This is a genomic window from Alsobacter sp. KACC 23698, from assembly GCF_045348435.1.
GTDB lineage: Bacteria > Pseudomonadota > Alphaproteobacteria > Rhizobiales > Beijerinckiaceae > Alsobacter.
In genome coordinates this window covers 1562846-1583734 of record NZ_CP157484.1, presented here as the reverse complement: position 1 = coordinate 1583734, position 20889 = coordinate 1562846, and the positions used below count along the sequence as shown (strand labels likewise).

21 protein-coding genes are annotated in these 20889 nt (G+C 69.8%); 11 read left to right on the top strand and 10 right to left on the bottom strand.

The window, feature by feature from the left end; all coding sequences use genetic code 11:
- Window positions 1-28: 28 nt before the first annotated feature.
- From ABEG18_RS07325 to ABEG18_RS07315, 3 genes are all read left to right on the top strand, one after another.
- Complete coding sequence (locus tag ABEG18_RS07325) at window positions 29-367, top strand: P-II family nitrogen regulator (protein WP_406857422.1); 339 nt, start codon at window positions 29-31, stop codon at window positions 365-367.
- Window positions 368-551: 184 nt separating this feature from the next.
- Window positions 552-1961, top strand: a complete 1410-nt coding sequence (gene glnA / locus ABEG18_RS07320; protein WP_406857421.1) for a type I glutamate--ammonia ligase — start codon at window positions 552-554, stop codon at window positions 1959-1961.
- Window positions 1962-2117: 156 nt separating this feature from the next.
- A complete protein-coding gene (locus ABEG18_RS07315) occupies window positions 2118-2444 on the top strand; it encodes a hypothetical protein (protein WP_406857420.1) in 327 nt (108 codons plus the stop codon).
- 30 nt (window positions 2445-2474) lie between these two features.
- Here the strand turns inward: ABEG18_RS07315 and ABEG18_RS07310 are convergent, their stop codons facing one another.
- A complete protein-coding gene (locus tag ABEG18_RS07310) occupies window positions 2475-4295 on the bottom strand; it encodes an autotransporter domain-containing protein (RefSeq protein ID WP_406857419.1) in 1821 nt (606 codons plus the stop codon).
- A gap of 253 nt (window positions 4296-4548) precedes the next feature.
- Between ABEG18_RS07310 and parE the strand changes: the two genes are divergently transcribed.
- From parE to ABEG18_RS07290, 4 genes are all read left to right on the top strand, one after another.
- Window positions 4549-6663, top strand: coding sequence for a DNA topoisomerase IV subunit B (gene parE / locus ABEG18_RS07305; RefSeq protein WP_406857418.1), 2115 nt, complete (start codon window positions 4549-4551; stop codon window positions 6661-6663).
- Between the two features lie 205 nt (window positions 6664-6868).
- Window positions 6869-7408 carry a cytochrome b gene (locus ABEG18_RS07300; RefSeq protein ID WP_406857417.1) on the top strand — a complete coding sequence of 180 codons (540 nt, stop codon included), beginning with the start codon at window positions 6869-6871 and terminating at the stop codon, window positions 7406-7408.
- Window positions 7409-7507: 99 nt separating this feature from the next.
- Window positions 7508-7744 carry a hypothetical protein gene (locus ABEG18_RS07295; RefSeq protein WP_406857416.1) on the top strand — a complete coding sequence of 79 codons (237 nt, stop codon included), beginning with the start codon at window positions 7508-7510 and terminating at the stop codon, window positions 7742-7744.
- 159 nt (window positions 7745-7903) lie between these two features.
- Window positions 7904-9163, top strand: coding sequence for a cell wall hydrolase (locus ABEG18_RS07290; RefSeq protein ID WP_406857415.1), 1260 nt, complete (start codon window positions 7904-7906; stop codon window positions 9161-9163).
- A gap of 190 nt (window positions 9164-9353) precedes the next feature.
- On the opposite strand, the gene nadC is transcribed toward ABEG18_RS07290, so the two are convergent.
- The 4 genes from nadC to ABEG18_RS07270 all read right to left on the bottom strand — a co-directional run bounded on the left by nadC (window position 9354) and on the right by ABEG18_RS07270 (window position 13354).
- Entirely contained in the window at window positions 9354-10214 is an 861-nt protein-coding gene (gene nadC / locus ABEG18_RS07285) for a carboxylating nicotinate-nucleotide diphosphorylase (RefSeq protein ID WP_406857414.1), read from the bottom strand.
- Between the two features lie 28 nt (window positions 10215-10242).
- Complete coding sequence (locus tag ABEG18_RS07280; protein WP_406857413.1) at window positions 10243-11802, bottom strand: L-aspartate oxidase; 1560 nt, start codon at window positions 11800-11802, stop codon at window positions 10243-10245.
- An 81-nt stretch (window positions 11803-11883) separates the two neighbouring features.
- Window positions 11884-12978 carry a quinolinate synthase NadA gene (gene nadA / locus ABEG18_RS07275; protein WP_406857412.1) on the bottom strand — a complete coding sequence of 365 codons (1095 nt, stop codon included), beginning with the start codon at window positions 12976-12978 and terminating at the stop codon, window positions 11884-11886.
- A gap of 151 nt (window positions 12979-13129) precedes the next feature.
- Entirely contained in the window at window positions 13130-13354 is a 225-nt protein-coding gene (locus tag ABEG18_RS07270; RefSeq protein WP_406857411.1) for a hypothetical protein, read from the bottom strand.
- A gap of 98 nt (window positions 13355-13452) precedes the next feature.
- Here ABEG18_RS07270 and ABEG18_RS07265 point away from each other — a divergent pair, with 98 nt between their 5' ends.
- The 4 genes from ABEG18_RS07265 (at window position 13453) to ABEG18_RS07250 (ending at window position 16951) form a co-directional block, all read left to right on the top strand.
- Complete coding sequence (locus ABEG18_RS07265; RefSeq protein WP_406857410.1) at window positions 13453-13986, top strand: MarR family winged helix-turn-helix transcriptional regulator; 534 nt, start codon at window positions 13453-13455, stop codon at window positions 13984-13986.
- Between the two features lie 29 nt (window positions 13987-14015).
- A complete protein-coding gene (locus ABEG18_RS07260) occupies window positions 14016-14534 on the top strand; it encodes a PaaI family thioesterase (RefSeq protein ID WP_406857409.1) in 519 nt (172 codons plus the stop codon).
- 112 nt (window positions 14535-14646) lie between these two features.
- Window positions 14647-15888, top strand: a complete 1242-nt coding sequence (locus ABEG18_RS07255; RefSeq protein ID WP_406857408.1) for an MFS transporter — start codon at window positions 14647-14649, stop codon at window positions 15886-15888.
- A gap of 76 nt (window positions 15889-15964) precedes the next feature.
- A complete protein-coding gene (locus ABEG18_RS07250) occupies window positions 15965-16951 on the top strand; it encodes an MDR family oxidoreductase (protein ID WP_406857407.1) in 987 nt (328 codons plus the stop codon).
- A gap of 30 nt (window positions 16952-16981) precedes the next feature.
- Here ABEG18_RS07250 and ABEG18_RS07245 read toward each other — a convergent pair whose 3' ends face one another.
- The 5 genes from ABEG18_RS07245 to ABEG18_RS07225 all read right to left on the bottom strand — a co-directional run bounded on the left by ABEG18_RS07245 (window position 16982) and on the right by ABEG18_RS07225 (window position 20879).
- Window positions 16982-17542: a MerR family transcriptional regulator gene (locus ABEG18_RS07245; RefSeq protein WP_406857406.1), complete on the bottom strand. Its 561-nt coding sequence runs from the start codon at window positions 17540-17542 to the stop codon at window positions 16982-16984.
- A 62-nt stretch (window positions 17543-17604) separates the two neighbouring features.
- Window positions 17605-17919: an integration host factor subunit alpha gene (locus tag ABEG18_RS07240; protein WP_406857405.1), complete on the bottom strand. Its 315-nt coding sequence runs from the start codon at window positions 17917-17919 to the stop codon at window positions 17605-17607.
- A gap of 162 nt (window positions 17920-18081) precedes the next feature.
- The gene (locus ABEG18_RS07235; RefSeq protein ID WP_406857404.1) at window positions 18082-19059 is read right to left on the bottom strand and encodes a beta-ketoacyl-ACP synthase III; all 978 of its coding nucleotides are present in this window, start codon (window positions 19057-19059) and stop codon (window positions 18082-18084) included.
- Window positions 19056-20123: a phosphate acyltransferase PlsX gene (plsX, locus tag ABEG18_RS07230; RefSeq protein ID WP_406857403.1), complete on the bottom strand. Its 1068-nt coding sequence runs from the start codon at window positions 20121-20123 to the stop codon at window positions 19056-19058. The genes ABEG18_RS07235 and plsX overlap by 4 nt, the downstream gene beginning before the upstream one ends.
- 159 nt (window positions 20124-20282) lie before the next feature.
- Complete coding sequence (locus tag ABEG18_RS07225) at window positions 20283-20879, bottom strand: YceD family protein (RefSeq protein ID WP_406857402.1); 597 nt, start codon at window positions 20877-20879, stop codon at window positions 20283-20285.
- Between the last annotated feature and the right edge of the window lie 10 nt (window positions 20880-20889).

Genomic DNA, 20889 nt, shown 5'->3' with positions numbered 1-20889 from the left:
CGCCACCAGCCGAGGATCCGGGTCACCGATGAAGAAGATCGAAGCGATCATCAAGCCGTTCAAGTTGGACGACGTGAAGGAGGCTCTCCAGGAGGTCGGCCTGCAGGGCATCACGGTCACCGAGGCGAAGGGCTTCGGCCGCCAGAAGGGCCACACGGAACTGTATCGCGGCGCCGAATACGTGGTCGACTTTCTTCCCAAGGTCAAAATCGAGATCGTGCTCCCGGACGACATGGTCGAGCGCGCCGTCGACGCCATCCGCAAGGCCGCCCAGACCGGGCGCATCGGGGATGGCAAGATCTTTGTATCCCCCGTGGAGGAAGCCATTCGCATCCGGACCGGCGAGACCGGCCTGGACGCGATCTGACGTCCCCTGTCGGCGGAGCCACGACGTCACCCATGCCGCCAGGAGTCATGGCCGCCCAGGCCGGATCGGACCCCGCGTCCGGCCCCGGGACGCCCGTCCAGCCTGCGGCCCGAGTTCACCCGCCGAGTTCACCCGCAACCCGTCCGACACAATCAATCGAAACGCTCTGAAGAGGAAATGACTCATGAAGACCGCCAAGGATGTCCTGAAGGCGATCAAGGACAACGACGTGAAATACGTCGACTTCCGTTTCACCGACCCGCGCGGCAAGTGGCAGCACGTGACCTTCGACGTCTCGATGGTCGATGAGGACATCTTCGCCGAAGGCACCATGTTCGACGGGTCCTCGATCGCCGGCTGGAAGGCGATCAACGAGTCCGACATGACGCTCATGCCGGACCCGGCCACCGCCCAGATGGACCCCTTCTTCGCCGCCTCGACGATGTCGATCGTGTGCGACGTGCTGGAGCCGACCACGGGCGAGCCCTACCCGCGCGACCCGCGCGGCATCGCCAAGAAGGCCGAGGCCTATCTCCAGTCCACCGGCATCGGCGACACCATCTTCGTCGGCCCCGAGGCCGAGTTCTTCGTGTTCGACGACGTGCGCTTCCAGTCGGACCCCTACAACACGGGGTTCAAGCTCGACTCTATCGAGCTGCCGACCAATGGCGACACCGAATACGAGGGCGGCAACCTCGGCCACCGCATCGCCACCAAGGGCGGCTATTTCCCGGTGCCCCCGCAGGACAGCGCGCAGGACATGCGCGGCGAGATGCTGGCGGCCATGGCGGCCATGGGCGTCAAGGTCGAGAAGCACCACCACGAGGTGGCGTCGGCGCAGCACGAGCTCGGCATGAAGTTCGACACGCTGACCCTGATGGCCGACCAGATGCAGGTCTATAAATACTGCATCCACAACGTCGCCCAGAGCTACGGCAAGACCGCGACCTTCATGCCCAAGCCCATCTATGGCGACAACGGCTCGGGCATGCACGTGCACCAGTCGATCTGGAAGGGCGGCAAGCCGACCTTCGCGGGCAACAAATACGCCGACCTGTCGCAGGAGTGCCTGTGGTACATCGGCGGCATCATCAAGCACGCCAAGGCGCTGAACGCCTTCACCAACCCGTCGACCAACTCCTACAAGCGCCTGGTGCCGGGCTATGAGGCGCCCGTGCTGCTGGCCTATTCGGCCCGCAACCGCTCCGCCTCGTGCCGCATCCCCTACACGTCTTCGCCCAAGGCCAAGCGCGTCGAGGTGCGGTTCCCCGACCCGATGGCCAACCCCTACCTCGCCTTCGCGGCGATGCTGATGGCGGGCCTCGACGGCATCACCAACAAGATCGATCCCGGCCAGGCGATGGACAAGGATCTCTACGACCTGCCGCCGCGCGAGCTGAAGAAGATCCCGACCGTGTGCGGCTCGCTGCGCGAGGCGCTGGCCAATCTCGACCGCGACCGCGCCTTCCTGAAGGCCGGCGCCGTGTTCAACGACGACTTCATCGACAGCTATATCGAGTTGAAGATGCAGGACGTCATGAAGTTCGAGATGACGCCCCACCCGGTCGAGTTCTCGATGTACTACTCCTACTGAGGCTGGACGGCGGCTCCGGCCGCCTCCTGTCCGAACCCGCGACGGGGCGCCTTCGGGCGCCCCGTTTGCGTTCAGGGCGGCTCGGCGCGCGTCACCGCCACGTCATGTCCGGAGGCTAGCCCTTCGGCAGCCCGGAGCGCTGGAGGAGCGGACGCCATGAACCATGCAGGGATGAAGTCCGGCCCGGGCGGGATCGGGGCCGGACGGGTTCTCGACGCCCAGCTCGACCGCAGCCGTGGAGAGGGCGTTAACCATGGCTCGCCTAGCATGGACGGCATGATGAAGACCCGGCCTTCGCGCAGCATCCCCCTCGACCAGATCGCCGCCATGGCGGGCGCGAGCTTCGCGTGCGACGAGGGGGCCTTCACGCCGCATCCGCGCCGGCAGGAGAGGCGCGGCGACACGCGGCTGGGCCGGATCGCGCATGGCGTCGCGGCCGTGATGGCGGCGGCCCTGACGGTCGCCGGCGGCGGCCGGGGCTGACACGAGCCCCGGGCTGGGGCGCGGCGCGGCCTAGAAGCGGTACTGGACCCCGACCCTGCCCTCGTGACGGCGCGCGCTGGCTTCGCTGAAGGCGCCGCGATAGTCGATCGAGACCTGCAGCGTCTCGCCCAGGGCGCCGGCGAGGCCGGCCCCCACGAGCAGGCCCGGACCGGTCGGCTTGGCGGCGCGCACGGCGAAAGGCAGGGCCGTGTTGCCGGCGAGTTCGGCCTCGACCTGATAGCCCGACACGCCGAACCAGCGCTCATAGCCCACCGTGCCGAGCAGCGCGATGCGTCGGCCCGGCGCGGCGACGAGATCATAGGCGAACTGGACCTCCGCGGCCCCGGCCAGGGCCGACACCGAGCGGCTGCGCACGTCGAGCGGAGCGACCACGCCCGCCTCCTGGAAGCGGTCGAAATCGGCGCCGAGCCAGCCGAGGCGCAGGCGCGGCGACACGTCGAGCGCGCCGAACCGGTAGGACAGGCCGGTCTCTGCGGTGACGTTGGCCGAAAGGCCCGTCGCGCTCGCGGTGTTCTTCAGAGGGCCCAACGTCGCCCGCTCGAGGCCGCCGAACCGGTTGACGCCGAAGCCGGCGCCCAGGCGCGCGAAGAACGGGCCGCGCGTATAGGACGACACGGCGTCGAAGCCGCCGACCACGAGGTCGCTGCGGTAGCCGCCGCTCTCGTAGCGGCCCGAGGTGAAGGAGGCCTCCAGCCCGATGGCGTAGTGGGGGCTGAACGCGTGGGTGACGCCCGCCGCGAGGCCGGCGCGGTTGGTGGAATAGCCCGGCCGGCCGCCGTCCTGGCCGGCTTCGAGCCGACCGCCGAGCGCCTCGGCGTAGACGCCGTCCGGCTGCTGCAGGCCCAGGCGGATGCGGTCGAAGCGGCCGAAGGCGCGCGCCGCGGCGTCGCGGCGGTCCATGAGGGCGACGTCCGCCATGCCGGAGAGGCCCGCCGCCAAGACGGGGGCGTTCAGATATTGCAGCGCGAGCCGGGCGATGAGGTCATGCCCGGCGGCGGTGGGATTGACGCCGTCCCAGAAGGCGTAGCCGTTCTGCACCGCGGCCGGGGCGGCGACGCAGGACGGCGTCGCGATGCAGGCCGCGGTGGAATTGGCGAAGCCGAACGCACCCGGGCTGGCGGCCACGAGGTCGAAGATCGACTTGGCGTCCACCTGGATGATGCTGACGCCCGGATTGGCGGCCTTCACGGCCGCGAGGGAGGCGGCGAGCTGCTGGTTGAAGGCGGCGGACGCGAAGGACGCCCCCGCCTGCCCGGCCGTGTTGAGGAAGCTCGGCGTGAGGCCGAGATCCGGCAGGTTGAGCACGACGATGTTGCGCGCCCCCGCCGCCGCGAGCGCCTGGACCGAGCCGGCGAGCGCTCCGGCGCCGCCCGTGGACGCCGCGCCGAGCGAGGCCAGCGTCGGCGCGGGCGCGGCGAGCGCCTGGAAGATGTTGTTGGCGCCGCCCCAGAGCGTGACGAGGTCGGAGGAGCCGAAAGTCCCGCCGCGCGCCAGATAGCTGGCGATCTGGTCCGGGACGCCGGGCGGATTGGCGACCGCCGTGTCGGTCCGCGCGCCGCCGAAGGCGAAATCGACGCTGCCCGGCCGGCCCGCCGCGAAGGTGAAGAAGTTGAGCGGCGCGCCGGACAGGCGCTCCACCCAGGTCAGGCCATTGGAGAAATGGCCCTGGAAATAGGGAAATGGCGGGGTCGTCCCGCCGGTCGCGATGAAGAGGTTGCCGGGATCCGACAGGCTGTCGCCAAAGGCCACGATGCGCGGGGTCTGGGCCTGCGCGCCCCATGCCGACGCCAGCAGCGCGCCGGCCGCCGCCCACAATCCAGCCTTCTTCATCAGTCGCCCCTTCCCGTCTTCTTTGACCCTAGAAGACGACCGAAACTTGAGGAGAGTCAATTGCCGCCTGTCCGGCGCTCTCCCGCGGAGCGCCGCCCCGCCCGCGACATGATCGCCCGCTAGGGACAGCGCCTCCTGCAAACGAACGCCGCGCGGCGTTTTCGGTGGACGGCGTGTTTCCGATCCGTTCCAACAGCCTGCAGGCGTGGCATAGTGGAAGCGCAGCGAATCAGCACGGAGCGGCGGCGGCGGCATGGCGAATACGGGCGATCTCTTCGGCGGCGGGGCTGCGCGGAAGCTGCCGGAGGCGGATCCGGACCTGGCCGGGGCCGACGCGGGAGCGTCCGCCAAGGCCGCCGAGCGCGCCAAGCCGGCCCGCCGCACGACGCTGGCCGCCGCGCCCGCGCCCGTCGGCACGCCCGGCGAGGCGGGATACACGGCCGCCTCGATCGAGGTTCTGGAGGGGCTGGAGCCGGTGCGCCGGCGGCCCGGCATGTATATCGGCGGCACCGACGAGAAGGCGCTGCACCACCTCTTCGCCGAGGTCATCGACAATTCCATGGACGAGGCCGTGGCCGGCCATGCGAGCTTCATCGAGGTGGGGCTGGCCGAGGACGGCGCGATCACGGTCACCGACAATGGCCGCGGCATCCCGATCGACCCGCATCCGAAGTTTCCCGGCAAGTCCGCGCTCGAGGTCATCATGACCACGCTGCACGCGGGCGGCAAATTCGACTCCAAGGTCTATGAGACGTCGGGCGGCCTGCACGGCGTCGGCATTTCGGTGGTGAACGCGCTGTCGGACCGGCTCGAGGTGGAGGTGGCCCGGGGCCAGCAGCTCTACCGTCAGGTCTTTTCGCGCGGCCACGCGCTGGGGCCGGTCGAGGCCATGGGCGAGGTGCGCAACCGGCGCGGCACGCGGGTGCGGTTCCATCCGGACCCGGAGATCTTCGGGCCGGAGGCGCGGTTCTCGCCGCGGCGCCTGTTCAAGATGGCGCGGTCCAAGGCCTATCTGTTCGGCGGCGTCGAGATCCGCTGGTCCTGCGCGCCGGCGCTGCTGGACGGCGTCGACAAGGTGCCGGCCGAGGCGGTGTTCCGCTTCCCGGCCGGACTGAAGGATTATCTGGCGCGGGAGATCGAGGGCAAGGAGCTCATCACCGACCAGATCTTCGCCGGCAAGATCGAGAAGGCGGGCGGCCACGGCTCGCTCGAATGGGCGATCAGCTGGCTCGGACCGGGCGAGGACGGCTTCGTCAACTCCTACTGCAACACCATTCCGACGCCCGAGGGCGGCACGCATGAGTCGGGGCTGCGCATCGCGCTTCTGCGCGCGCTGAAGGACCATGCCGAGCGCATCGGGCAGTCCAAGCGCGCCGCGACGCTGACCACCGACGACATCATGGCCTCCTGCGCGGCCATGCTGTCGGTGTTCATCCGCGAGCCGGAGTTCCAGGGCCAGACGAAAGACAAGCTCGCCACCCTGGAGGCGTCGCGGATCGTCGAGAACGCCATCCGGGACGCCTTCGACCACTGGCTGGCCGGATCGCCCGCGCAGGCGACCAAGCTGCTGGACTGGACGATCGAGCGCGCCGAGGAGCGCATCCGGCGCCGCGCCGAGAAGGAGGTGCTGCGCAAGACGGCCGTGCGCAAGCTCCGCCTCCCGGGCAAGCTCGCCGACTGCACCGCCGCGGGAGCGGCCGGGTCCGAGATCTTCATCGTGGAGGGCGACTCGGCCGGCGGCTCGGCCAAGCAGGCCCGCGACCGCCAGACCCAGGCCGTGCTGCCGCTACGCGGCAAGATCCTGAACGTGGCCTCCGCGGGGCGCGACAAGCTGGCCCAGAACCAGCAGCTCTCCGACCTCGTGCAGGCGCTCGGCTGCGGCACGGGCGCGCATTTCAAGGAAGAGGAGCTGCGCTACGAGAAGGTGGTGATCATGACGGACGCCGACGTCGACGGCGCCCACATCGCCTCGCTGCTGATCACCTTCTTCTATCGCCAGACGCCCAAGCTGATCGAGGGCGGCCATCTCTATCTGGCGGTGCCGCCGCTCTATCGCCTGACGCATGGCGGCAAGACCGTCTACGCCCGCACGGACGCCGACAAGGACGACCTGCTGCGCACCGAGTTCAAGGGCAAGTCCAATGTCGAGATCGGGCGCTTCAAGGGCCTGGGCGAGATGATGCCGGCGCAGCTGAAGGAGACCACGATGGATCCCCGGCGGCGCACGCTGCTGCAGGTCCAGGTGATCACGGACGAGAAGCCGATCACCAGCGACACCGTCGAACGCCTGATGGGCAACAAGCCCGAGGCGCGCTTCGCCTTCATCCAGGAGCGCGCGGCTTTCGCGACCGAGCTGGTCGACATCTGAGTCCGGGGTCGGGCGTCCGCGAGACCGCGCCCTCTCCCTGAAATGTGGGACGGACCCGGGCGGTGTTCATGTTCCCGTCATGCGCCGGAAAGGCGCGGGCGGTCACAACGTGTCATCCCGCGGCCGGCTCAGCTTCGGCCGGCGATCCACCTGCGTCCGTTCGGGCCAGCCCCCGACCGATCGGACCGGTCCTGAAGGAGGAGACATGACGAGCCTCACGACAACCGACCGCTACGACGCCGTTTCGCGCTTCTTTCACTGGACGATGGCGGGGCTCATCGCGGTGGTGTTCGCGATGGGGCTCCTGGTCGACGCCCTCCCCCGATCGGCCGAAGCCGCCTTCGTCAACGTGCACATGCTGCTGGGCCTTCTGATCCTGGCGCTCTATGCGGGACGCATCGGCTGGCGCTGGCGCCACAAGCCGCCGCCCGCGGACCCGACGCTCGGGCGCTTCATCGACGCCACCTCGCGGCTGGGCCATATCGGGCTCTACGCCCTGATGATCGCCACGCCGCTGGTCGGCTTGGCCCTGATCTTCTTCCGCGGTCGCGGGATCGACTTCTACGCCTTCCAGATCCCCTCCCCGATTGCGGCCAGCCGCGCCGTGTCGCGGCCCATGAAGGAGGTCCACGAGTGGGCCGCCTATGCGCTGGTGGGGCTGGCCGCGCTCCATGCGGCCGCGGCGCTCTGGCACCATTTCGTCCGCCGCGACGGCGTGCTCCAGCGCATGCTGCCGGCGCGCTGACGCGCCCAAGGAGCCGTTAACCATGTCCATCGTACCGTGCGGGCCGGCGCGTCATGCGCCGGCGCGGGAATCGAGACGATGGGCGGGACGAGCGGACGGATGCTGGGCGCGACGATCATGTTCGCCCTGACGATCTGCGTGGTGTCGGCGGGCGCGGTGCGCTATCTGGCGTCCTCCGTGCAGACCTCCGGCGTGCAGGTGGCGCAGGCCCGGGTTCCGTCCGTCAAGCAGTCCATCGAGCAGATCCGTTCGGTGCTGGATCCGGTGTCGACCGGGTCCGTCCAGCGCAACGCCAGCGCGATCGTGCTCGATCCCTGCACCGGGACGCGCAAGTAGATCGGCGCGCGACGTTGCGCCATCCCGTGACGATCCAGCCTGTTAACGCCCAGTCAACCTTACTCCCCGATAAATGAAGTCGCGGTCGTCTGAACCCGTTCCGGTCATACTTCGGTAACGGCGCCGCGTCTGTTCTGGTGGGCGTGAGGTTGCGTGCGCATGACTTCAAGTGTGCGTTGGGCGTTCGGAACGGTGGCCCCGTGGGTGCTTGCGGCCGGCGTTCTGGTCTCGATGGCGGCGGACGCCGGAGTGGACGCGTCCGGAGGCTTCCAGGTCTCGACCATGACGCAGGCGCCGCTCGGAACAGCCGGGATGCTGGTGCCGCCGGTCCGCTCCAGCCTGCTCACCGCCTCTCCGGCCATCCCGGGCCGCTACGGCCTGATCCACACGGCCCGTCTGCCGGCCGAAGAGCCCTCCCCGGACGCTTACGCGGGCGCGCCCGCGCCCCGCGCCGAGATGAAGGCCGGCAACAAAAGCTATCCGGTGGTGGACCGCACCCATAAGGGCGACCCCATTCTGGTGCTGCGGCCCAGCCTGTCGCAGTCGCCGTCCGGCCTGCGGCGCGGCGAGCGCATGCTGACGGGCCGCAATGTCGACCTGCTGCCCCCGACCATCCTGTTGCCGCCGAGCTTCGACGCGCCGGACTCGGTGACGGCGTTCGAGCCGTCCAGCGACGCCGCCGCGACGACCCCCGGCACGGCGCTGGGCGGCGCCTCGTCGGGATCGAGCACCTCGCAGTCGACGGCGGCCGCGCGGGCGTCGGGCAGCACCACGACCGGGATCGGCTCGACCCCGACGGTGCCGCGCGCCGTGTCGCTTTCATCCACAACGCCCGCGCCCGCCGACGCCACCCCGGTGGAGATCGCGGCCGCGCCGGTTTCTCTCGACGGGCTGAACGCGTTGCGCTCACGCAGCATCGCGCTGGGCTCGCCCGGCCAGGCCGGCGTCACCGTGGCGCCCAAGACCGACGACCTGCGGCCGAGCTACGCCAGCCTGCTCGACCCGGAAAACCTCAACAAGGAAGAGCGCTGCCTCGCCGAGGCGGTCTATTTCGAAGCGCGCAGCGAGCCGGAAGAGGGCCAGGCGGCGGTCGCCCAGGTGGTGCTGAACCGCGTCAAGAGCGGGCTCTATCCCGCCAGCGTGTGCGGCGTCGTCTACCAGAACCGGCACCGGAAGTTCGCCTGCCAGTTCTCCTTCGCCTGCGAGGGCAAGGCGCTACGGATCACCGAGACCGAACACTGGAAGATGGCGGTGCGGATCGCCCGCGAGGTCACGTTCGGCCAGACCTACAACGCCGATGTGGGCGGGGCCACGCATTACCACGCCAACTATGTGAAACCCTTCTGGGCCAAGCGCCTCAAGAAGATGGACGTGATCGGCCGGCATATCTTCTACAAGCTGAAACCGGGCCAGACCTGAGCGTGAGCGTCTGTGGCGGATATCGCATATGCGACATTATGCTCCTGGACCTCAATGATTCATGGTAATGCTTCACTTGCTTTCGTTATGGTGATCGGCACACTAAGAATGCTTGCTGCGCTGTGGTCCTCGGGCTTCCACCACATCAAATGCACGGTGAGCTGCCCGGTCATCGAAGCCCAACCGGGCGCTATCTGGCGCTGATCTCGACGTCCAAGCCGAGATCCAGCACCTTGGACGAGTGCGTGAGAGCGCCCACGGAGATCATGTCGACTCCGGATTCGGCGATCGCGCGAACGGTCTGAAGGTTCACGTTGCCGGACGCCTCGGTCCTCATGCGCCCGGCCACCCGGCGGACGCCTTCGGCCATGTCGGACGGGCTCATATTGTCGAACAGGACGACGTCGGCGCCCTCGGCCAGGACGGCGTCGAGCTGGGCCAGGCCGTCGATTTCGATCTCGATCTTCACCAGATGGCCGACGGCCGCCTTCGCGGCGCGCAGCGCCTGGGCGACGCCGCCGGCGACGGCCACATGGTTGTCCTTGATCAGCACGGCGTCGTCGAGCCCATAGCGGTGGTTCGCGCCGCCGCCGCATTTGACGGCGTATTTCTCGAAGGCCCGCAGCCCCGGCGTGGTCTTGCGCGTGCAGACGATGCGCGCGGGCGTGCCCCGGACCTCATCCACATAGGCCGCCGTGTGGGCGGCGACGCCCGAGAGCCGGCCCATGAAGTTCAGCGCCACCCGCTCGGCCGACAGGATGGAGCGGGCGGGGCCGGAGACGCGGGCCACGACGCCGCCGGCGGCGACCCGCTCGCCATCCTGCGCCACGGGCTCGAAGCGGACCATCGGATCGAGGATCCGGAACGCCGCCGCCGCGAGCGGCAGGCCCGAGATCACGCCGGGCTGCCGGGAGGCGATCACCGCCGTGGCGGTCGCGGCCGCCGGGATCGTGGCGTTGGTGGTGATGTCGCCGGCGCGGCCCAGGTCCTCGTCGAGGGCCCGGCGGACGGCTTCGTCGATCAGGAGCGGGTTGAGGAACAGGGCGGTCATGAAGCGGCTCCGGCGGATGAGGTGACGGTCAGGCGGCGGCCGCCGCGGCGCGGGCTGCGATGAAGCGGGCCTCCTGGAGATTGAGGCGAGAGCGCCGCGCCAGGACGGGATCCGGACGCGGGTGATCGCTGCGGAAGTGCCCGCCCCGGCTCTCCGGGCGCGCCGCCGCGGCGGCCGTGATCAGCGTCGCCGCGGTGAGCATGTTGCGGAACGAGGGCGTGCGCGCCTGGGCCGTCATGGCCGCGAGGTCGCGGCAGGCGGCGGCCAGCCCCGCCCCGTCGCGGATCACCCCCACCCTGGCGCTCATCAGCCGACGCAGCCGCGGCAGCAGCTCGTCGTCGCCCGGGTCGCGGGCCGGCCCGCGGTCCGGCGTCGCGGCGCCGGGGAGCGGCCCGATCTCGGGCAGGTCGAGCGCCTGCAGGTCGGCGGCGATGCGCCCGGCGAAGACGACCGCCTCCAGCAGCGAGTTGGAGGCCAGGCGGTTGGCCCCGTGGACGCCGGTGGAGGCGGCTTCGCCGGCGACCCAGAGCCGTTCGACGGAGCTGCGGCCGCGCGCGTCGGTCCAGACGCCGCCCATGTGGTAGTGCTCGGCCGGCACGATCGGGATCGGGCTCTTGGCCGGGTCGAGGCCCGCGCCGGCGCAGGCGGCGTAGACGGTGGGGAACCGCTCGGCGAACGCCTCGCCGACGGCGGCGCGGCAATCCAGGAACGCGCCTCGCCCGGCCGCGATCTCGGCGAAGACGCCGCGGGCGACGATGTCGCGCGGAGCGAGCTCGGCGTCGGGATGGAGATCGGGCATGAAGCGGCGGCCGGTCCGGTCGACCAGGATCGCGCCCTCGCCCCGCAGCGCCTCGGTGGCGAGGGGCGCGGGATCGCGGCCGATGTCGATGGCGGTCGGGTGGAACTGGACGAATTCGGCGTCCGCGATCAGCGCGCCGGCCTCGGCGGCCAGCGCCAGCCCGTGCCCGTTGGCCTGCGACGGATTGGTGGTGACGGCGTAGAGATGGCCGATCCCGCCCGTGGCGAGCACGACCGCCGCCGCCGGCATGGCGCGGGCGAGCGCGGCGGCTCCGCCCTCGCCGCGGCTCACGACGCCGACGACGCAGCCGCGATCGACCACCAGGGATTCGGCCACCTCTCCCTCCAACACGGTGATGGAGGGCGTGCGCCGCACGGCCGCGATCAGGGCCTCCATGATGGCCCGGCCGGCCATGTCGCCCTTCACCCGCACGATCCTGCGCTCGGAATGGGCCGCCTCGCGCGACTGCACCAGCCGGCCTTCGAGGTCCTTGTCGAAGGGCGCCCCATAGGCGAGCAGGTCGCGGACCCGGTCGCCGGCCTCGCGCGCCATCTGCAGGACGACGGCTTCGTCGACCAGACCGGCGCCGGCCGCCACCGTGTCGGCGGCGTGCTTTTCGGGGCTGTCGCCCTCCGACATGGCGGCCGCGACGCCGCCCTGGGCCCAGCTGGAGGATGCGCCTTCGCCGATCGGGGCGGCGGCCAGCACGGTGACCGGCCGTGGCGCGAGCTTCAGGGCGCAGAACAGCCCCGCAAGGCCGCCGCCGACGATGATGATGGGTGAGGCCATGGCGATCGGGCTCGGCTCAGGGGCGCGTGGGATCCTGCGCGCCGGACGGCGCCGGCGCGCAGGCGTGTCGGGGATGGGGGCTCAGGCCTTCAGGTTGACCATGCGCTCGATGGGCAGCCGCGCGCGCTCCGCGATGGCCGGGTCGATCAGGACCTCCTCGCGCATGTTGACCAGGCTGTCGAGGATCTTGGGGAGCGTGATCCGCTTCATGTGCGGGCAGAGGTTGCAGGGCCTGACGAACTCGACCCGGGGCGCCTCGGCGGCGACGTTGTCGGCCATCGAGCATTCGGTGACCATGACCACCCGGCGGGGCTGGCGGCTCTTCACCCAGTCGATCATGTGCGCCGTGGAGCCGGTGAAGTCGGCCTCGGCGAGCACGTCCGGCGGGCATTCCGGGTGGGCGATGATCTGGATGGACGGGTCGGCCTCGCGATAGGCGCGAAGCTCGGCGCCGGTGAAGCGCTCGTGCACCTCGCAATGACCCTTCCAGAGGATGAGCCGCACGCGGGTCTGGGACTGGACATATTGGCCGAGATACTCGTCCGGCAGGAAGATGACGCGGTCGACGCCCAGGCTTTCGACCACCTGGACGGCGTTGGACGAGGTGCAGCAGATGTCCGTCTCCGCCTTCACGTCGGCGGAGGAATTCACATAAGTGACCACCGGCACGCCCGGATAGCGCTGCTTCAGCAGCCGCACGTCGGCGCCCGTGATGGAGGCGGCGAGCGAGCAGCCGGCGCGGCTGTCGGGGATCAGCACCGTCTTGTCCGGGCTGAGGAGCTTGGAGGTCTCGGCCATGAAGTGCACGCCGCACTGGACGATGATGTCCTGCTCGGCCTCGGCGGCGCGCCTGGCGAGCTGCAGGCTGTCGCCCACGACGTCGGCGACGCAGTGGAAGATCTCGGGCGTCTGGTAGTTGTGGGCCAGGATGACGGCGCCGCGCTGGGCCTTCAGCTCGTTGATGGCCTTCACATAGGGCGCGAAAAAGGGCCACTCCACCGACGGGATGACGTCGCGGACCTTGTCGTAGAGATGCGCGGTCGCCCTCTCGACGGCCGGAGTCCAGGCCAGGTCGGGCATGGGCAGGAGCCCATAGCGCTGCTGCGCGGGAGTGAGCGGCGCGGGCGACCGAAGGGGGGACGCAGGCGCGGGGCGAAGGGCGAGCTGGGCTTCCATGACTTCCCCCTAATGCTCACTTTGAGCATAAGAAGAGACTGGGAAGACCGATCGGATGTGAGGATCGGTCGGCTTCTGCTCAAATTGAGCATAAGTATTATAGGCACGACGCCCCGGAATGGAAAGGGGCTGACGACGGATTTGTGACGGATCAGCCTTCCCCGCCCGGACGCGAGGGGTAGCGCAGCCACCAGAGCGGGAACCAGGGCTGGACGGCCGGGATGCGCGGCGCCGGCCAAATCGCGACGCTGGACCGTGGCGGCGCGGGGGCGACGGCCTGCGCCGGCGAATGCGGCTGGCCTGGAGCCTCGCCCGCCTGCCCGCCCTCGCTGCTCTCGCCTGCCGTGAATGCGTCGATGTCAGCCTGGGACAGCATGCGCGCCTCCCGCGCGAGGTGAGAATACGCCGCCGCCTGAGTCTACGCATCCCGGGTTGCAGAAATCCTGCACGCGTCTTCCCAGGCGCCCCGAAACCGTGTATCTACACGTCATGAACGCCGATCGTCGTCCCGAGGTCGAAACGCCTCCCTATCCGGAGGGTCTGCCGCCCGACCTGCCGCTGTGTTTCGCGCGGTCGGCGATCATGGCGGCGCGGTCGCTCATGCGCGTCTACAACGCCTTCATGCGCGAGACCGGGCTGCAGATGGCCCAGTTCTCCGTTTTGGCGGCGTTCAAGATCGACCGTTACGAGACGCTCTCCCATCTGGCCGACGCGCTGGCGCTCGAGCGCACCACCCTGCTGCGCAATATCGACCAGATGCGGCGCTCGGGCCTCGTCGCCCCCGTCCAGTCGTCCGGGAGGGGCAAGCGATATCGGCTCACGCCCAAGGGCGAGGAGGCGATGGCCCGGGCCCTGCCCTTCTGGCGCAAGGCGCAGGACGCCTTCACGGCCGAACTGGGCCCGGACGCCGCGCAAAGCTACCGGCGCGAACTGGCCCGGCTGCGGCGCACCGCCGACGCCCTCGCCGCGCGCCTCGCCGACGATCGCGACGCGACGCCCCCCGCCTGACCTTCCCTTTCGTTCCGCAGGAGCATTCGATGTCGTCCCCCACCCTCGGCCAGCCGGCCCCGACCTCCCCCCGCTACGGCGTGCTGCCCTTGCGCGAGGTCGCGTCCGTGTCCGGCCTCGACTTCCTGCGCGGCATGATCGCCGGCCGCTATCCCGCCCCGCCCATCGCCGAGATCTCGGGCATGCGGCTGGGCCGCGCCGACGAAGGCGAGGTGGAGTTCGAGGGCCAGCCCTCTCCCGCCTTCCTGAACCCGCTCGGGACGATCCATGGCGGCTGGACCTCCATCATGCTGGACACCGTGATGGCCTGCGCGGTCCACAGCATGCTGCGCGCCGGGCAAGGCTACACGACGGCCGAGTTCAAGGTGCATTTCGTGCGCCCGGTCCTGCCGGACGCCGGCCTCGTCCGGGCCGTGGGCTCCGTCATCCACGCCGGCGGGCGGCTGGCGACGTCGGAGGGCAAGCTCTACGACGCCAGGGGCCGGCTGCTCGCCCATGGCACCGAGACCTGTTTCGTCTTCGACGTCCCGGCCGCCGCCGCGGCTTGACCACTCCCTCCGGATCGATCGCAAGAACCGATCAAACACATCACAAGCCGTGACTTTTAGCCTGGAAGATCGGGACTTATGGTCCTGCCTTCCGATCCGGAGCCCATCGCCGATGACCGCCGCCTCTGAACCATCGCTGGCCCGCCGGGCCTCCCGCTACGCCCCCGAGACGATCCTGGTCGCGGGCTGCCTGTGCGGCCTGATCACCTTCGGTCCGCGCGCCTCCGCCGGGCTGTTCCAGATCCCGATGAGCCAGGAGTTCGGCTGGGGCCGCGAGGTGTTCTCCTTCGCCATCGCCATCCAGAACCTGCTGTGGGGCGTGGGGCAGCCCTTCGCCGGCGCGCTGGCGGACCGCTTCGGGACGATCAGGGTGCTGATCGCCGGCGCGCTGCTCTATGCGGGAGGGCTCGCCCTGATGTCCGTGGCGAGCACGCCCGGCATGATGACGCTGGGCGCGGGCGTGCTGATCGGCTTTGGACTGTCGGGCTGCTCGTTCAACCTCGTCCTCGGCGCCTTCGGCAAGCTCCTGCCCGAGAGATGGCGCGGCCTGTCCTTCGGGCTCGGCACCGCGGCGGGCTCCTTCGGCCAGTTCCTGTTCCCGCCTTTCGGCTCCATGCTGATCGATTCGATCGGCTGGCAGCAGACCAGCCTCGTTTTCGGCCTCACCGTCCTGCTCGTGGTCCCGCTCTCCATCACGCTTGCGACCCGCGGCAACGGAAGCGCGGCGAGCGCCGGCCCTTCGCAGTCCATCCGGCAGGCGCTCTCGGAAGCGTTCCGGCACCCGAGCTATGTCCTGCTGGTGATCGGGTTCTTCACCTGCGGGTTCCAGCTGGCCTTCGTCACCGCCCATATGCCGGCCTATCTGAAGGACCAGAACCTGCCGGCCTGGGTCGGCGCCTGGACCCTGGCGGTCATCGGGCTCTCCAACGCGGTCGGATCGCTCACCTCCGGCTGGCTCTCCGGGCGGATGCCCAAGAGGTGGCTGCTCTCCGGGATCTATCTCGGGCGCTCGGTCGTGGTCACGGTGTTCATGCTGCTGCCGGCCTCGCCGGCGACCGCGCTGGGCTTCGGCGTCGGCATGGGCCTCTTGTGGCTCTCCACCGTGCCGCCGACCTCCAGCCTGGTGCTGCAGATGTTCGGAACGCGCTATCTGGCGATGCTCTACGGCTTCGCGTTCTTCTCCCACCAGCTCGGCGGCTTCCTGGGCGTCTGGCTGGGCGGGGCCATCTATGAGCGCACCGGGTCCTACAACGCCGTGTGGTGGCTGTCGGTGGGGCTGGGAATCGCGTCGGCGCTCATCAACATCCCGATCAAGGAGCAGGCGGTCGTCCGCCCGGCGACGGCGGGAGCCTGACGCCGGGCCGGGCTTGCCGCCTGCGCGCGCCTCGGCCACAACTGCCGGACCGAGGCGACAGGGTGAGGACGCGGCGATGACGGCATTCCGGGCGGTGGTGGTCGACAAGGGCGAGCAGGGCTACGCCTGCGGCTTCCGGGACTTCGACGAAACCGAGCTGATGGACGGCGACGTGACCGTCCGGGTCACGCATTCCACGGTCAACTACAAGGACGGCCTGGCGCTGACCGGCAAGGCGCCGGTGGTGCGGCGCTTCCCGATGATCCCCGGCATCGACTTCGCCGGAGAGGTGGAGAGCTCCAGCCATCCGGACTGGAAGCCCGGCGACGCCGTGGTGCTGAACGGCTGGGGGATCGGCGAGACGCATCTGGGCGCCTACGCCCAGAAAGCGCGCGTGAAGGGCGACTGGCTCATCCGGCGCCCGGCGGGCCTGAGCGCGGCGGAGACCATGGCCATCGGCACGGCCGGCTACACGGCCGCGCTGGCCGTGATCGCGCTCGAGAAGCATGGGCTCACCCCGGACAAGGGGCCCGTCGTGGTCACCGGCGCGGCGGGCGGCGTCGGCTCGGTGGCGATCGCGCTCCTGTCCAAGCTGGGCTGGCAGGTCATCGCCTCGACCGGCCGGCCGCAGGAGGCCGACTACCTCAAGGGCCTGGGCGCGGCGGAGATCATCGACCGCCAGGAGCTCGCCGGCCCGGCCAAGCCGCTGGCCCGGGAGCGCTGGGCGGCGGGCGTCGATTCGGTCGGATCGACGACGCTGGCCAACCTCTTGTCGATGACCCGCTACAATGGCGCGATCGCCGCCTGCGGACTGGCGGGGGGGATGGACCTGCCCTCGTCCGTGGCGCCCTTCATCCTGCGCGGCGTGGCGTTGCTGGGCGTCGACAGCGTGATGGCCGCCAAGGCGCGGCGGTTGGAGGCGTGGTCTCGGCTGGACCGGGATCTCGACCGGGCCAAGCTGGCGGCGCTCACCACGACCATCCCGTTCGACCAGGTGATCGAGACCGGCCAGAAGATCCTGGACGGGACGGTGCGGGGCCGCGTGGTGGTGGAGATCGGCTGAGGCTCGGTGCCGCCGGCCGGCGGAGGCCGCTCAGGCGGCCTCGCCGTCGCTCTCTTGCGCGGGCGCGCCGCGCACGGCGTCGATCAGGCGCTGGCATTCGAGAAGCTCGAACAGCGCGCCCTGCAGCCGGCGGATCGCGTCCGGCGACATCTGCAGGCCGCCCATGGAGGACGGCCCCGGCCGGGCCACCTGCGTGAGGGTGGCCACCGACGAGCCGCGGGTCTCCGCCTCGCCCATTTCGTCGTCCGGCCCGTAGGCCTCGAGCGGATCGTCCTCCTCGGCGGCGCCGTGGCTCGGCGGCGGCATCGGGGCGGTGATCTCGCCGCGGCCGAGCGCCTGCACGGAGCGGACGCCCTGCTCCTTGAGGATGCGCTGCACGCCCTTGATGGTGTAGCCCTGCCCGTAGAGCAGCTGCCGGATCCCGCGCAGGAGATCGACGTCGTCGGGGCGGTAGTAGCGCCGTCCGCCTCCCCGCTTCAGCGGCCTGATCTGAGAGAATCGCGTCTCCCAGAAGCGGAGCACATGCTGCGGCAGGTCGAGATCTTCGGCGACCTCGCTGATGGTTCTGAAAGCGTCAGGACTTTTGTCCACCTCGGGCCCCCGGGCAGGCGTTCAGACGGAAGGGCGGCGACGCGCCCCCGGGTTCGCCGACGTCAATCCTCGACGTCGCGCACGTCCAGGCCATTGATTCGGGCCTTCAGGATGTTGGAGGGCTTGAACACCATGACGCGGCGGGGCTCGATCGGCACCTCGACGCCCGTCTTGGGGTTGCGGCCTACGCGCTCTCCCTTGGAGCGCACCACGAAGGACCCGAACGACGAGAGCTTCACCGTCTCGCCATTGGCCAGGCAATCGGAGACTTCCTTCAGCACCAGTTCGACGAGCGCCGACGACTCGGTCCGGGACAGGCCCACACCCTTGTAGACGGCCTCGCACAGCTCGGCCCGCGTGATCGTCCGTTCGGCCACACCGTCCCCCGATGCTTTCTCGTCAAAAGAAGTCTTCAGCGCAGTGCAGCGAAGACTGCGGCTATGCCTCTGAAACCCAAAGCTATTCTGTGATCCGACACCGGTCAACGATGATGACGCAAGAGCGGATGATTCAATCACAGATTGGTGAGGCTGAGCCATTCACCAGCGGATCAGCGCGGAGCCCCAGGTGAAGCCGCCGCCCATCGCCTCAATCAGAACCAGCTGGCCCGGCTTGATCCGGCCGTCCGCGCAGGCCGTGGCGAGCGCCAGCGGGATCGACGCCGCGGAGGTGTTGCCGTGGTCCTCGACGGTGACCACGACGCGGGCCGAATCGATGCCCAGCTTGCGCGCCGTGGCGTCGATGATTCGCCGGTTGGCCTGGTGGGGGACGAACCAGTCGATCGCGTCGGCGGTCACGCCCGTGAGGCGGAAGGTCTCCTCGATCGTCTCGGCCAGGAAGTTCACGGCGTGCCGGAACACCTCCTTGCCCTCCATCCTGAGATGGCCCGTGGTGGCCGTCGAAGACGGGCCGCCATCGACATAGAGCTTGTCGAGATGCCGGCCGTCGGCCCGGATATGGGTGGAGAGCACGCCGCGGTCCGACAATTCGCCGTCGCCCCGCCGGGCCTCCAGCACCACCGCGCCGGCGCCGTCGCCGAAGAGCACGCAGGTGGTGCGGTCGGTCCAGTCCAGGATGCGCGAGAAGGTCTCCGCGCCGATGACCAGGGCGCGCTGGTGCGTGCCGGAGGTGAGGAACTTGTCGGCGGTGGTCAGGGCGTAGACGAAGCCCGAGCACACGGCCTGCAGGTCGAAGGCGGCGCCGCGGGTGACGCCCAAGGCCGCCTGGACCTGCGTCGCGGTGGCCGGGAAGGTGAAGTCCGGCGTCGCGGTGGCGACGATGATCAGGTCGATCTCCGACGCGTCCACGCCGGCCGACGCCAGGGCGGCGCGCGCCGCGCGCGTGGCCAGCACGGAGGTGGTCTCCTCCTTGGCGGCGATATGGCGCTGGCGGATGCCGGTCCGCTCCACGATCCAGTCGTCGGAGGTGTCCACCATGGTGGAGAGCTCCGCATTGGCGAGAACGCGATCGGGAAGGCTTTGGCCGCATCCGATGACGACCGAACGCAATGTCATCACACCTGAGTCTCCGGCGCCGCGATCGCCGGCTCGGGCGTCGCGCTCGGGAAGTTGGCCTCAAGACTGTCGCGAATCTTGGACAGGAGGTCGTGTTTCACCATGTCGTAGCCCAGATCGATCGCGGCGGCGAATCCCGTCTGGTCGGCTCCGCCGTGGCTCTTGATGACGATGCCGTCGAGACCAAGGAATACGCCGCCATTGGCGCGGCGCGGGTCCATCTTCTCGCGCAGCGAGTCGAACGCGCCCTTGGCGAAGATGTAGCCGAGCTTGGCCATGAAGGTGCGGCTCATGGCGCTGCGCAGGTAGGAGGCCATCTGCCGGGCCGTTCCCTCGGCGGTCTTCAGCGCGATGTTGCCGGCGAAGCCCTCGGTGACCACCACGTCCACCGCGCCCTGCCCGATATCGTCGCCCTCGACGAAGCCGGCGTAAGAGAGGTGGGGAAAACCGCCCTCCTTGAGGAGGCGGCCGGCCGACTTGACCTCCTCGACGCCCTTGATCTCCTCGACTCCCACATTGAGGAGGCCGACGGTGGGCCTGTCGATGCCGAAGACGATCTGCGCCATGGCCGAGCCCATGATGGCGAGATCCACGAGGTGGCGGGCGTCTGCGCCGATCGTGGCCCCGACGTCCAGCACGATGCTCTCGCCCTTGATGGTGGGCCAGATCGCCGCGATGGCGGGACGGTCCACCTGCGCCATGGTGCGCAGGCAGAACTTCGACATCACCATCAGCGCGCCGGTGTTGCCGGCCGACACGGCGACGTCGGCCTCGCCCTTCTTCACCGAATCGATGGCGCGCCACATCGACGACTTGTAACGGCCCTGCCGCAGCGCCTGGCTGGGCTTGTCGTCCATGCGGATGGCCACGTCGGAGTGGTGGAACGTGGTCACGGCCTTCAGGGCCGGATGCTGCTCCAGCAGGGGCAGGCACTCCTCCTCCTTGCCGTGGATGATGAAGGTCGCGTCGGGATGCCTGACGAGCGCCAGCGCGGCGCCGGGAATGACCACCGAGGGGCCGTGGTCCCCTCCCATGGCGTCGAGCGCGATCCTCACGTTGCGTGTCATGGATTCCCAGGCCGGCCCATTCAAGTGATCACGCAAACGGCCGCACACGGGCTCGTGCGGACGGCGGACAATAACGAAGCGGTCGCTTGAGGCAACCGGGTTTTCCCTGACGGACAGGACGAAAACCGGCTCCGGCGGCGGACGCCGAAGGCGTGGGTCTCACGACTTTTCGTCGCCCTTGAGGCGGCCGAGCGCCGCAAACGGAGACTCTTCGGGATCTTCGCTTTCGATATGGGCGAAACCCTCGACGCCGGGCTTTCGCGGATAGGGATCGAGGCCCAGCGCCAGGAACTCGGCCGTGATGGCGCCGAGGTCGATTTTCCCGTTGATGATCGGGTCCGGAGCGTCGATGAGCTCGGAGGAGACGTTCTCGTCGCCCTCCTGCTCGCGGCCGAGGGGCGCGTCCTCGGCGAAGTCGAGATCGACCTCCTCCACCACCCGCGAGGAGAACTCCTCCAGGGTGACCACGCAGGTCTGGCGCACGTCGCCGGTCACCTCGCCCCTGACATGGACGGTGCGCCCCTTGGGCGTCACCCGGAACCGGCCCACCAGCCGGTCGATCCCGCCGATCTTGAATTCCCTGGCGAGCGCCGCGCGCTCGACCTCGCCGGCCTCGACGACGACGTCGGCGCCTGCGCCCAGCCCCGAGGCGACGTCGATGGTGCGCGACAGCGTCGGCGGGACGCCGTGCGGCGCGGCGGCGGCCGCCTCGCGCCGGGAGTGTCGATCGTGGTCCTTGTCGCGCGGGGTCTTCATGGCGCGGCCC